The 12,385-nt window shown below is 46.5% G+C and carries 14 protein-coding genes; all 14 read left to right on the top strand.

What is annotated here, in order from left to right; translation table 11 throughout:
• The coding region (locus HUX64_RS11230; RefSeq protein WP_174626325.1) for an MraY family glycosyltransferase at nt 1–740 on the top strand (740 nt) is incomplete at its 5' end.
• Entirely contained in the window at nt 740–2,713 is a 1,974-nt protein-coding gene (locus tag HUX64_RS11225; protein WP_174626324.1) for a polysaccharide biosynthesis protein, read from the top strand. The genes HUX64_RS11230 and HUX64_RS11225, both read left to right, overlap by 1 nt.
• A 657-nt stretch (nt 2,714–3,370) precedes the next feature.
• Nucleotides 3,371–4,279, top strand: coding sequence for a LysR family transcriptional regulator (locus HUX64_RS11220; protein WP_174626323.1), 909 nt, complete (start codon nt 3,371–3,373; stop codon nt 4,277–4,279).
• 443 nt (nt 4,280–4,722) lie between these two features.
• Complete coding sequence (locus HUX64_RS11215; protein ID WP_174626322.1) at nt 4,723–5,115, top strand: rhodanese-like domain-containing protein; 393 nt, start codon at nt 4,723–4,725, stop codon at nt 5,113–5,115.
• A gap of 151 nt (nt 5,116–5,266) precedes the next feature.
• A complete protein-coding gene (gene typA / locus HUX64_RS11210; protein ID WP_174626321.1) occupies nt 5,267–7,078 on the top strand; it encodes a translational GTPase TypA in 1,812 nt (603 codons plus the stop codon).
• Nucleotides 7,079–7,457: 379 nt separating this feature from the next.
• On the top strand, nt 7,458–8,051 hold the full coding sequence (gene hisB, locus HUX64_RS11205; RefSeq protein ID WP_174626320.1) for an imidazoleglycerol-phosphate dehydratase HisB: 594 nt from the start codon (nt 7,458–7,460) through the stop codon (nt 8,049–8,051).
• A 15-nt stretch (nt 8,052–8,066) separates the two neighbouring features.
• Nucleotides 8,067–8,708 carry an imidazole glycerol phosphate synthase subunit HisH gene (gene hisH, locus HUX64_RS11200; protein ID WP_174626319.1) on the top strand — a complete coding sequence of 214 codons (642 nt, stop codon included), beginning with the start codon at nt 8,067–8,069 and terminating at the stop codon, nt 8,706–8,708.
• Nucleotides 8,709–8,739: 31 nt separating this feature from the next.
• A complete protein-coding gene (hisA, locus tag HUX64_RS11195; protein ID WP_174626318.1) occupies nt 8,740–9,471 on the top strand; it encodes a 1-(5-phosphoribosyl)-5-[(5-phosphoribosylamino)methylideneamino]imidazole-4-carboxamide isomerase in 732 nt (243 codons plus the stop codon).
• A 3-nt stretch (nt 9,472–9,474) separates the two neighbouring features.
• The gene (gene hisF, locus HUX64_RS11190) at nt 9,475–10,251 is read left to right on the top strand and encodes an imidazole glycerol phosphate synthase subunit HisF (protein WP_174626317.1); all 777 of its coding nucleotides are present in this window, start codon (nt 9,475–9,477) and stop codon (nt 10,249–10,251) included.
• Nucleotides 10,248–10,640, top strand: a complete 393-nt coding sequence (gene hisI, locus HUX64_RS11185; protein WP_174626316.1) for a phosphoribosyl-AMP cyclohydrolase — start codon at nt 10,248–10,250, stop codon at nt 10,638–10,640. The genes hisF and hisI overlap by 4 nt, the downstream gene beginning before the upstream one ends.
• Nucleotides 10,637–10,954, top strand: a complete 318-nt coding sequence (locus HUX64_RS11180) for a phosphoribosyl-ATP diphosphatase (RefSeq protein WP_174626315.1) — start codon at nt 10,637–10,639, stop codon at nt 10,952–10,954. Before hisI ends, HUX64_RS11180 begins: the two co-directional genes overlap by 4 nt.
• A gap of 44 nt (nt 10,955–10,998) precedes the next feature.
• The gene (tatA, locus tag HUX64_RS11175) at nt 10,999–11,211 is read left to right on the top strand and encodes a twin-arginine translocase TatA/TatE family subunit (protein WP_174626314.1); all 213 of its coding nucleotides are present in this window, start codon (nt 10,999–11,001) and stop codon (nt 11,209–11,211) included.
• A gap of 16 nt (nt 11,212–11,227) precedes the next feature.
• Nucleotides 11,228–11,554 (top strand): Sec-independent protein translocase protein TatB, encoded by a 327-nt coding sequence (tatB, locus tag HUX64_RS11170; RefSeq protein ID WP_174626313.1) that lies wholly within the window; start codon nt 11,228–11,230, stop codon nt 11,552–11,554.
• Nucleotides 11,541–12,353 carry a twin-arginine translocase subunit TatC gene (tatC, locus tag HUX64_RS11165; protein WP_174626312.1) on the top strand — a complete coding sequence of 271 codons (813 nt, stop codon included), beginning with the start codon at nt 11,541–11,543 and terminating at the stop codon, nt 12,351–12,353. Before tatB ends, tatC begins: the two co-directional genes overlap by 14 nt.
• Nucleotides 12,354–12,385 lie beyond the last annotated feature (32 nt).

The raw sequence follows: 12,385 nt of genomic DNA, 5'->3' as shown, positions 1-12,385 counted from the left end.
GCCATATTCCTGCGCGATGGCGATTATTGGCGCATTTTATGGCCGCAGGGTGGGTGCTGTTTTGGTTGGGCGGGTTTCCGCCGTTAGCATTTTTTGGGCATCCTTTAGATCTGGGCTGGGCTGGATATGTTCTGGGGGTGTTTTATCTGGTCTGGCTGCTGAATCTGTATAATTTTATGGATGGCATTGATGGGATTGCCGGAATTGAAGCGATAACTGTCTGTCTGGGTGCGGTGTTGTTGTACTGCTCAGGATCTGAAACGGCAGAGTTATGGAAAGAGGTTTTATTGCTGGCCATGGCGGTTGGCGGTTTTCTGCTGTGGAATTTTCCTCCGGCCAGAATTTTTATGGGCGATGTCGGCAGTGGTTTTTTAGGCCTGGTGTTCGGTATTTTTTCTATTCAGGCAGGATGGCTGTCTTCGCAGCTTTTCTGGAGCTGGCTGATTTTGTTGGGTGTGTTTATTGTGGATGCGACCTGGACATTGTTTTGCCGCGTATGGCGGCATGAAAAAATTTATGAAGCTCATTGCAGTCATGCCTATCAATATGCAGCCCGCCGCTATGGTTCACATAAGGCTGTATCATTCGGCACAGGCGCAATAAATATATTTTGGCTGACGCCTATCGCCTTGGGGGTGGGTCGTGGGGCTTTGGAGGGAGTGCTGGGCCTGTTGCTGGCTTATACTCCGCTCATGCTGCTTGCTATTAACTTCAGGGCTGGCGCAAGGGAAAGGGAGTAATGGGAATACAATTAGCTTACTGGCTTATAAATCTTTCCAGGCGCATAAAAACAGTTATTCTGATCACGGCTGATATTTTTTTTGCCGTATTTGCGCTATGGGCTGCTTTTTCCTTGCGGCTTGGTGAGCTGTATATGCCTAAGGGCGATGAGTGGTATTTATTTGCGGCGGCACCGCTTATCACCGTGCCTGTCTTTATCAAGATGGGCCTGTACAGGGCGATTATTCGTTATATAGAAGTACGCGCCTTATGGACAATTATTCAGGCAGCGACCCTGTATGCGCTTATGTTTGCAGTTGTCGTCTATCAGTCTGGTATTAAAGGGATTCCAAGAACTGTTCCCCCCTTAAACTGGCTTAATATGATGCTGCTTGTCGGCAGCAGCCGTTTTTTGGCGCGCTGGTGGTTAGGGGATATATATTCCCGCTTAAGCCGGAGCGCAATAGGCAATCGAAAAAAAAATGTAGTGATTTATGGAGCCGGCAGTGCAGGGGTGCAGTTGGCTTCTGCCTTGGGACATGGACGTGAATACCGGCCGGTCGCTTTTATTGACGATGATGTGTCTTTGCACAAACAGAAAGTCAACGGCCTGCGAATTTATCCATTCAGCTCTTTGACCTATTTGATACAACGGCATCAGGTTTCAGATATTCTGCTGGCTATTCCGTCCGCGACCCGAGCACGTAAAAGTGAGCTTATCGGCCAGCTGGAGCCCTATTCCGTTCATGTTATGTCAATGCCCGGCTTGTCTGATATTGCCCAGGGCAAAGTAACCTTTGATACGCTCCAGGAAGTGGATATTGCAGATCTTCTGGGCCGGGATCCTGTTGCACCCGATGAAACATTGCTACGCGCAAACATTACCGGTAAAGTCATAATGGTGACTGGAGCTGGCGGCTCCATTGGATCCGAGCTTTGCCGGCAGATAATTCAGCTGCAGCCGAAGGCGCTGATTCTTTTTGAATTAAGTGAGTTTTCACTTTATGCCATAGAAAAAGAATTAAACTATCTGTTAACTAAAATACGCAATTCCCAGAAAATAAATGTTATTCCCATATTGGGTTCTGTTACAAATGCTGATCGCCTTGAAAAAGTATGTACAACTTTTAATGTAAAAACAATTTACCATACAGCGGCTTATAAACATGTTCCGATGGTGGAAAAAAACCCTGGCGAAGCTATCTGGAATAATATCTTTGGAACTCTTTATGCAGCGCAAGCGGCAATGAATGCGAAAGTTGATACCTTTGTGTTAATTTCCACGGATAAAGCAGTCAGGCCTACAAATACCATGGGCGCAACCAAGCGCTTCGCAGAATTAATCTTGCAAGGGCTGAGCCTGGACAGCAGAAAGAAACATCATACCCGCTTCACTATGGTCCGGTTCGGGAATGTATTGGGGTCGTCCGGCTCTGTGGTGCCATTGTTCAGGGAGCAGATAGCCAGAGGCGGCCCCATTACCGTTACCGATGCGCGCATTATTCGCTATTTCATGACCATACCCGAAGCCTCACAGCTGGTTATCCAGGCAGGCGCTATGGGACAAGGCGGCGACGTATTTGTGCTGGATATGGGCGAGCCGATTGCGATAGTTGACTTGGCAAAAAGAATGGTGCATTTGAGCGGCTTGGAAATAAAGGATGCAGAGCATCCGTCCGGCGATATCGAGATTAGCTATACGGGTTTGAGACCGGGTGAAAAGCTGTATGAAGAACTTCTGATTGGCGATAATGTATCGCAGACAGGTCATGCAAGAATTCTGCGGGCGCAAGAGCATATTATTCCATGGGCTAATCTGGAAAAAATGCTGAGGATATTAGAGCAGGCGGCGAAAAATGACGATTTTGAACGGGTGAGAAATATTTTAAAGGATGCGGTATTCGGTTTTATACCGCAGTGTGAAATTGGCGATCTACTGTGGCAGGAGGACCGAAAGCCGCCTAAGAACCAGCTTTCCGATGCTTATCGATAAAATCAGCAGGCAAAAAAAACCTCTCAATGCGTTTTAGCAAAGAGAGGTGAAAGTTCAAGCAGAGGTTAAAGGAGGGTCTGCTTGGAAGGTACCAACACCAGGAGAGGTTAAATCAAAAACTTAATTGTTCAGTTTTCTGCCATTGATTTCTACTATACAGTCATATTTGTTCAATACAATTATCCTATTAATGAATTAATTGTTTCTATTTTAGAAATAAATCTCCATGTCGAGGTTTAATCAGGCTAATAGGGCGTGGTAAGGATCTGAAGTTTCTTCTGTCTCCTGATCAAATTGCCTTACCAATTACAGACCTCTGCCTAAAGGTTATATAGTCCCAGAAACCGGTCAAGCTGCGTTGCTTTCCCAGACGCGGATGGGCCCAGAGCGCCGCGCCTGCCTCTCGCCCCATCAATGGGCTTGATTTTCAACGGCATGTTTCCTTATGGCTAATTTTAGCTTCTATGGATAACAGAGCGCAGCATATCTGCTAGCTATATCCTAACTGTTTCAAATAGTGATGAACAAATCGTTCTGTTGAAAGCATTGAATGAGCCTGCTTTTTGATGAAGTTGAGGTAATGACAAAAATTTATTTATATTTCAATAATACAATTAATAGCTTAATCGTCATTGGTAAGCTAAAGGAGATTACAGAGTGGATAAATTAACCAGCATGAGTGTTTTCGTTCGTGTCGCAAAGGCAGGAAGTTTTGCTGGTGGCGCGCGCGATCTTGGAATTTCAAGGGCAATGGCGACAAAGCATATTATGCAGCTTGAGGGAACTTTGGGTACTCGTTTATTCAATCGGACTACCCGTAGCCTGAGCCTGACGGAAGTAGGTGCATCCTATCTTGAGCGGTGCCAGCAAGTACTCGTGGAAGTTGAAGAAATGGAGGCTGCGGTGACGCATTTGCAAACTGAACCGCGTGGTATTTTAAAAATAAGTGCGCCGCCCGTTATCGGTGCGACGCATATTGCACGCGCTGTGGCAGAGTTTTTGAAAATCCATCCGGATTTAACGGTGGACATAATTTTGCAAGGCAGTCCGGGTGATTTAATCGATGAAGGCATTGACATGGCTATTTATTTGGGTGCCCTGGCAGATACCAGCATGGTTGCAAGAAAATTAGCCAGCTCATCATTAGTTGTCTGTGGATCGCCGCATTATCTGGAGCAGCATGGTATTCCCAAAACGCCGGAAGATTTGGCAGAGCATAGCTGCCTGGTAAACTGGGCTATTGCGCCGAGGAATAAATGGCAATTTAAGAGCGAAGCCGGATATATCGTAATGAATGTCTCCGGCCGTATGCAGGCTAATGTTGCAGATCCGATCCGGATTGCTGCGATTAATGGTTTGGGATTAGTGATGTTGCCTACTTATATCGTAGGAAGGGATATAGAAAAAGGCAATCTCAAGGTGGTATTGGAAAATTATTCCTTGCCGCCTTTGGATATCTACGCGGTCTATCCGCATAGAAAGTATTTATCGGCCAAGGTAAGAAGCTTTATGGATTTTTTGCAGGAATGGCTGGTGCCTCGGGTAAGCATGCCGGGAACGGAATAATAGGTGATTCGATTAAAGCAATAATTTCATTTTAAAGCTGTCAATTTAAAATATTAATAACAGTTTAGTGCCGGACGCAGCATTAGCTTGTGATTGTAGATGAGAGAATAGGGAGCGCTGATTCAACCGTAAGTTGGGGCGGCTTGATTTGTTTATTGACCGATTCAAAGCGAGACTTTGTGTAGCTCCTGCGTAGGCTAAAATCTCTATTGAGCAGAAAAAATTACTAATTAACAAGTTTCAGAACGCTACTTTTAATGCGTCAATATAAGTTGATTTCTTGACCGTAATCCAGGGAATGGGATAATAGATAATTAAATGGCGTAAAAGTGCTTTTTTTAGCGTAACAAAAACAACAGGTTTTGTGATAGCGGTTATCAGTATGTATATATTCAAAAATAAAGCTGATTTACTGATCAGAAACATATGGATTTAATAATACAATGATTGAAAATCTAGATCCGCCACAGGCTTGGGATTTGTTGAAGCAGAATTCGGATGCCGTATTAGTGGATGTAAGAACGAAAGTTGAACATTCTTTTGTTGGTCATCCTCCAGGGGCCATTCATATTCCCTGGAAAGAAGCGCCGAGCTGGCAAGTTAATCCACTGTTTGTCGCCGAGGTAAAAAAAGCCATACCGGAGAAGAATGTGCCGGTGTTATTGCTTTGCCGCAGCGGCCAGCGTTCGCTGGATGCTGCAAAATCCCTGGAAGAGGCCGGTTATAAATTACTAATCAATATTATTGATGGTTTTGAAGGCCCGCTGGATAACAACAAACACCGAGGTAATATTGGCGGTTGGCGGTTTTATGGATTGCCTTGGGAACAAAGTTAATTTCAATTTCCCGTCTGCCCTGATCGGGCGGTCCAAAACTCTCCTGCCTACAAGCCATAATGGTCATGCGCCATCTTTCCTTGCCCTCGCTTTTTAACTAAAAACTCCGGCTAGCGGGTGTTTTGTTTATTTAAACATTAGAGTAAATATAGTGATCGAAAAATTAAGAAATATTGCAATTATTGCCCACGTAGACCATGGCAAGACGACCCTGGTTGATAAATTATTGCAACAGTCGGGTACGTTTGCCGCCCATACCAAAGTTACCGAACGGATTATGGACTCTAATGATATTGAAAAAGAAAGAGGCATCACCATTCTGGCCAAAAACACCGCGCTTGACTGGAATGGCTATCATATCAATATCGTTGACACGCCGGGCCATGCCGACTTTGGCGGTGAAGTAGAACGCGTGTTGTCAATGGTTGATTCGGTATTGCTCCTGGTTGATGCTGTTGACGGGCCGATGCCGCAAACACGTTTTGTAACGCAAAAAGCCTTTGCTCTGGGTTTAAAGCCTATTGTCGTCATTAATAAAATTGATCGTCCGGGCGCCCGTCCTGACTGGGTGGTGGATCAAACCTTTGACTTGTTTGATCGCCTGGGCGCTACGGATGAACAACTGGATTTTCCGATAGTTTTTGCGTCGGCGATCAACGGCTATGCCAGTTTGGTCTCTACCGCAACTGAAGGCGATATGACGCCTTTGTTTCAGACGATTGTTGATAAAGTCAGCCCGCCCCCTGTTGATATGGATGGGCCGTTTCAGATGCAGGTTTCCAGTCTCGATTACAATACTTATACCGGTATCATCGGCATTGGCCGTATTCAGCGCGGCAGTATAAAACCTAACATGCCGCTCGTTATTGTCAATAGGGAAGGGTTGGAGCGCAGAGGCAGGATGCTTCAGGTTTTCGGTTTTCACGGTCTGGATCGTGTCGAAGTTACGGAAGCACGTGCGGGTGATATTATTGCTTTTGCCGGTATTGAAAAGCTGGAAATATCAGATACTATCTGCCATCCCGAGGCGGTAGAGGCAATGCCGCCATTGTCAGTCGATGAGCCTACCGTGACGATGACATTTCAGGTAAATAACTCACCTTTTGCCGGACAGGAAGGTAAGTTTGTCACCACCCGGCAGATACGGGACAGATTAGAGAAAGAGTTGCAACACAATGTCGCCTTGAAAGTTGAAGATACGGAAGATCCGGATAAATTCAAGGTATCAGGCCGTGGCGAATTGCATTTGTCCGTGCTGATTGAAAATATGCGCAGGGAAGGCTTTGAAATGGGCGTATCCCGGCCGGAAGTTATTATCAAGGAAATTGACGGAAAAAAATGTGAACCTTTTGAAATTGTTACGATTGAAGTGGAGGAAATCCATCAGGGTTCAATTATGGAAAAGATGGGTGAGCGTAAAGGCGATTTAACCAATATGGTACCCGATGGCAAAGGGCGCATTCGCTTAGAGTATATGATGCCGTCGCGGGGCTTGATTGGCTTCCAGACCGAGTTTATGACCGCAACTTCCGGCTCAGGCTTGCTCTATCACGTGTTCGATCATTATGGCCCCATGAAACCGGGGGAAGTGGGCAAGCGTCAGCGCGGCGTCCTGATTTCAATGGTTAAAGGCAAGGCCGTTACTTATTCCCTGCATCCCTTGCAGGAGCGCGGTGATTTGCTGCTGGTCAATGGCGACGAAGTCTATGAAGGTATGCTGGTAGGCCTGCATTCCCGCGCCAATGATTTAACGGTTAATCCGACTAAACCCAAGCAACTAACTAACGTTCGCGCCTCGGGCACCGATGAGAGCCTGGTTTTGGCCAGAATCCAAAAGATGACTCTGGAGCAGGCGCTGGAATTTATTGCTGAGGATGAACTCGTTGAAGTTACTCCGAAATCCATACGTTTACGCAAAAAGCTGTTAACAGAAAATGAGCGCAAGCGAGCTTCCAGGGCATAAGGTTAGCCGCTTGATTTCGAATTTTATGAGGAGAAAAATAGCCCCGAAACCAAGGATTATTCCGGGGCTAAATCGCCGGTTGGGTTGGCTGACTCCATCCATGGCAGCATCTTTCTGAAAATCCGTAAAGTCCATTTCCTGTTTTTGGCGACACTGCTATTCTCTGAAAAAATTGCAATGAAAAAAGCAGGTTAATGCCTAAATGCATGTAATCTCAAGATTACGCAGTAGCAGGATGATTGGCTTGTGCATGAGTAGTCTCACTCATGCACAATATTTTAATATAGAACATTACGCTGCCTGAATGAATAACAATCACTGCCAAATCCCTGCATTCATAGTAAAATGACAAGAGTCATTAATTGAAGCATTAATAAATATGGATCAACGCATTGCCGAAGTAGAGCGAAATACGCTTGAAACTCAAATTAAAATCAAGGTTAATCTCGATGGCTCCGGCAAAGCCTCATTTTCAACGGGAGTGCCTTTTCTTGAGCATATGCTGGATCAGATTGCCAGACATGGTTTAATTGATATGGAAATTGACGCCGAAGGCGATCTGCGGATTGATGCTCATCACACGGTGGAAGATGTGGGCATTACCCTGGGTCAGGCATTTGCCAAAGCTCTAGGCGACAAAAAAGGCATTTATCGCTATGGACACGCCTATGTTCCTTTGGATGAAGCCTTATCAAGAGTGGTCATTGATTTTTCCGGGCGCCCCGGACTATTTTATGAGGTCAAATTCCCGAAAGCCATGATAGGCACTTTTGACGTGGATTTGTTTCGCGAGTTTTTTCAAGGATTTGTTAATCATGCGGGCGTGACCTTGCACATAGACAATCTGAAGGGCGCCAATGCCCATCATATTGCTGAAACTGTTTTTAAGGCCTTAGGGCGCGCAATACGCATGGCTATTGCAGCCGATTCGCGAATGGCAGGCATGATGCCATCGACCAAAGGCAGTCTCTAATAGCCTGTAAATTCTATGTCCTCTGTTGCTGTTATTGATTATGGAATGGGTAATCTGCATTCAATTGCAAAAGCCCTGCAATATGCTGCGCCGGAAGTCAAGGTTCAGATTGCTTCAGACGCCGATGCAATCCTGCGCGCCGACCGCGTGGTCTTTCCGGGCGTAGGGGCGATACGGGATTGTATGCAGGCGCTTAATGAATCGGGCTTATCCGCTGTTATACAAAATGTTGCCAAGACCAAACCCTTGCTGGGCATATGTCTGGGGATGCAGGCCTTGTTGACTGACAGTGAAGAGAATGACCAGACTGAATGCCTGGGGATTGTTTCAGGGCATGTGGTTCATTTTCCGGAATCTTCAAAAGATAGCGATGGCAATATCCTTAAAATTCCTCATATGGGCTGGAATCAAGTCCATCAGCTGAAACATCCCTTATGGGATAATATTCCCCAGGACAGCCGATTTTATTTTGTACATAGTTATTATGCCCGACCTGATGTTGTTTCTGTAGTAGCTGCGACAACCGATTACCCGGACGCCTTTGCCTGCGCCTTGGCTCAGGATAATATTTTTGCCGTACAATTTCACCCTGAAAAAAGCCAGACAGCAGGATTGCAACTGCTAAAAAATTTTTTACATTGGGATGGTCAAGTTTAAAGTTTTCTTTAGCCGTTAAGGATTCAAGTGTATGTTGCTAATACCTGCAATCGATTTAAAAGAAGGCAAATGTGTGCGGTTGCGGCAGGGCCGGCTGGACGACAACACGGTTTTTTCCGATGATCCTCTTGCTGTCGCAGGTAAATGGGTTGCGGCCGGCGCCAAGCGCATTCATCTGGTCGACCTGGATGGCGCTTTTGCCGGCCGGCCGAAAAACGCAGGGGTGATTCATGCAATAGCGGCAGCCTTTCCCGATATTCCTGTCCAGATTGGCGGCGGTATACGTGATGAAGAAACCATACAGGCTTATCTGAATGCCGGTGTCGAATATATTATTCTTGGCACCAAGGCTGTTAATGCCCCTCATTTCGTCAAGAATATGGCGATTGAGTATCCGCGGCATATTATCGTTGGGCTCGATGCAAAAGATGGCAAGGTTGCCATTGATGGCTGGTCGAAGCTGTCCCCGCATGATGTCATTGACCTGGCTCAGCAGTTTGAAGAAGACGGTGTGGAGGCGATTATCTATACCGATATTTCCAGAGACGGCATGATGTCCGGAGTAAATATTGAAGCAACGGCAAGATTGGCGCGGGCGATTCGGATCCCGGTTATTGCTTCCGGCGGTATTACCAATATGGACGATATCAAAGCCTTGGGCACAGTTGCTAATGAGGGCATTATCGGCGCTATTACCGGCAGGGCGATTTATGAGGGCAGCCTGGATTTTTCTGAAGCGGCAAAATTAGCGGAATCGTTTTAAATCATGGGCCTGGCTAAACGTATTATTCCCTGTCTGGATGTCGATAACGGGCGCGTCGTTAAAGGCGTAAAGTTTGTTGATATTCGTGATGCCGGCGATCCTGTAGAAATCGCCAGACGCTATGACCGCGAAGGCGCTGACGAAATAACCTTTCTCGATATTACGGCAACCCATCATAACCGCGAAACCATGGCGCATGTGGTTGAACAGGTGGCCGGAGAAGTTTTTATTCCGTTGACCGTAGGCGGAGGCATCAGAACCCTGGAAGATATCCGGCGCATGCTGAATGCCGGAGCCGATAAAGTAGGTATTAACAGCGCTGCTGTGTTTAATCCTGAATTTGTCAGGGGAGCTGCGCAACGCTTTGGCTCCCAGTGTATTGTTGTGGCAATAGACGCAAAAAAAATCAGCCGGCCCGCAGAAGAAAATCGCTGGGAAATTTTTACTCACGGCGGACGAAAATCTACCGGCATAGATGCGGTTTTCTGGGCAAAGAAAATGGTTGACTATGGTGCAGGAGAAATTCTCTTAACCAGTATGGACAGGGATGGCACCCGGGAGGGCTTTGATTTGCCGCTAACGCGCGCCATCAGCACAGCCGTGTCTGTGCCGGTTATTGCTTCCGGCGGCGTAGGAAATCTGGATCATCTGGCCGATGGTATTATTGAAGGAAAAGCCGATGCGGTTTTAGCTGCCAGTATTTTTCACTTTGCCGACTACAGTATTTTGCAGGCAAAAGAACGCATGGCGTCCCGGGGCATTGAGGTGCGGCTGCCATGAGCGCTACATGGCTGGATGAAATACGCTGGACTGACGATGGCCTGGTTCCTGTAATAGCCCAACAGGCCGACACCGGAAAAATATTGATGTTTGCCTGGATGAATCGTGAATCATTAGGCTTAACGGTAGCAGAAGGCTACGCCGTTTACTGGTCAAGATCGCGCGGAAAATTATGGCGAAAAGGGGAAGAATCCGGCCACAGACAGAAAGTTACCGGTTTATTTCTGGATTGTGATGAGGATGTTATCGTGCTCAAAGTTGAACAAGAAAGCGGTATCGCTTGTCACACGGGTCGTGAAAGCTGTTTTTACCGCCAGCTGGTAAAAGGTCACTGGCAACCGGTTGAGCCCGTGCTGAAAGACCCTGAGACAATTTATGGAAAACCATGAGTGAAGTATTGCGGCAATTAGCCAAGGTTCTTGAGCAGCGTAAACTGGAATCCGCCGATAAGTCTTATGTGGCGAGTCTTTATGCGAAAGGGCTGGACAGTATTCTGAAAAAAATCGGCGAAGAAGCGGCCGAAACGATTATCGCCGCCAAGGACGCCGACCCAAAACAGATAATTCATGAAATCGCCGATCTCTGGTTTCACTGTATGGTGTTGTTGGCCGACCAGGGGCTAGGCCCGGATGATGTGTTGCAGGAGTTACAGCGCCGTTTTGGCTTGTCCGGTCTGGAAGAAAAGGCGCAGCGCAACAAATAACCAACTATTTTAAGTCGATTCTAGACGGCTAACTGGAGTTATAAATGGGCATAAGTATTACTAAACTGTTAATTGTATTGGCCATCATCATTATTATTTTTGGTACCAAGCGCCTTCGCAATATAGGTTCTGATTTGGGCGGGGCAATCAAAAGCTTTCGCTCCGCTATCAAGGAAGGGGAAGAAGAAAAAACCGCCGTCGATGACGATAAAACCATCGAAGGTGAAGTACCCGCTAAAAAAAATGAAAACGCTTAAAGGTTAAATCACTGGTATGTTTGATATAGGGTTTTCCGAGCTGATAATGGTGGGCTTGGTCAGCTTATTGGCGATAGGTCCGGAAAGATTGCCTAAAGTAGCCAGACTTGCAGGCTTCTGGATAGGCAAAACACGGAATATGGTGGCTTCGGTCAAGGCGGAAATCAGGGAAGAATTTCAAGCCGAAGAAATTCGCCAGTTATTAAAAGAGCGGGCGGGCAGGGCAGAGTTTCAACAATTGCTTGATGAGACGGCCGATACTGCGCATTCAATCAAATCTTCAATCGACCAGTTGCCAAAAGATAATCAGGAACAGCCTAAGCGGCCGCATGAGCCCAAATAATTCTGAAGAGGCTGTCGAGCAGTCTTTCATCAGTCATTTGATTGAACTGCGCAATCGCCTTTTGCGCATCGTTTTCTGTGTGCTGGCGGTGTTCCTGGCGCTGGCTTCCTATGCCAATGAAATCTATAGCCTGCTGGCTGGCCCATTGTTAAAGCATATGCCGAAAAATAGCACGATGATTGCTATTGATGTGGCATCTCCCTTTTTCACTCCTTTTAAACTGGCGCTGGTAGTCGCGGTTTTTATTTCCATTCCCGTGATTCTTTATCAGTTCTGGGCATTTGTCGCGCCAGGTCTTTATAGACGGGAGCGGCGGCTGATTTTGCCGCTGCTGATTGCCAGTACGCTGTTATTTTATATGGGCGTGGCCTTTGCTTACTTTGTGGTTTTCCCTTTGGTGTTCGGTTTCCTGACGACTGCGGCGCCCACAGGCGTGGCGGTAATGACCGATATTACCAAATACCTGGATTTTGTCTTAACCCTGTTTTTTGCTTTCGGCATTTGTTTCGAGGTGCCGATATTTACTATCGTACTGGTCTGGACAGGTCTGGTAACTCCCGCCGATCTTGCTGACAAGCGCCCTTATGTAATTGTCGCGGCGTTTATCATAGGCATGGTGCTAACGCCTCCCGACGCCATTTCGCAAACACTGCTGGCCATACCGATGTGGATGTTATTCGAGATTGGCTTGTTATTTTCACGACTGTTTGTGCGTAAGGCGGAGGCCGATTATGGTTATCCTGACGATGTCGGGATAGAAACCGGGCAGAAAACGCTTGAAAAGCAGGAGGATGAGTAAAATCCGCTTTATGTTACCAGGGAAATTATTTA

Origin of the sequence: Candidatus Methylobacter favarea (genome assembly GCF_902806695.1) — a bacterium.
GTDB classification, from domain to species: domain Bacteria; phylum Pseudomonadota; class Gammaproteobacteria; order Methylococcales; family Methylomonadaceae; genus Methylobacter_B; species Methylobacter_B favarea.
The sequence above is the reverse complement of the archived record's forward strand: the minus strand, read 5'-3'. Positions and strand labels throughout refer to the sequence as shown.

Coding starts and splice junctions, on each gene's coding strand:
- hisB (WP_174626320.1), top strand. CDS start 7,458: ATGGATCAACGCATTGCCGAAGTAGAGCGAAATACGCTTGAAACTCAA.
- tatB (WP_174626313.1), top strand. CDS start 11,228: ATGTTTGATATAGGGTTTTCCGAGCTGATAATGGTGGGCTTGGTCAGC.
- HUX64_RS11225 (WP_174626324.1), top strand. CDS start 740: ATGGGAATACAATTAGCTTACTGGCTTATAAATCTTTCCAGGCGCATA.
- hisI (WP_174626316.1), top strand. CDS start 10,248: ATGAGCGCTACATGGCTGGATGAAATACGCTGGACTGACGATGGCCTG.
- HUX64_RS11180 (WP_174626315.1), top strand. CDS start 10,637: ATGAGTGAAGTATTGCGGCAATTAGCCAAGGTTCTTGAGCAGCGTAAA.
- hisA (WP_174626318.1), top strand. CDS start 8,740: ATGTTGCTAATACCTGCAATCGATTTAAAAGAAGGCAAATGTGTGCGG.
- tatC (WP_174626312.1), top strand. CDS start 11,541: ATGAGCCCAAATAATTCTGAAGAGGCTGTCGAGCAGTCTTTCATCAGT.
- HUX64_RS11215 (WP_174626322.1), top strand. CDS start 4,723: ATGATTGAAAATCTAGATCCGCCACAGGCTTGGGATTTGTTGAAGCAG.
- tatA (WP_174626314.1), top strand. CDS start 10,999: ATGGGCATAAGTATTACTAAACTGTTAATTGTATTGGCCATCATCATT.
- hisF (WP_174626317.1), top strand. CDS start 9,475: ATGGGCCTGGCTAAACGTATTATTCCCTGTCTGGATGTCGATAACGGG.
- hisH (WP_174626319.1), top strand. CDS start 8,067: ATGTCCTCTGTTGCTGTTATTGATTATGGAATGGGTAATCTGCATTCA.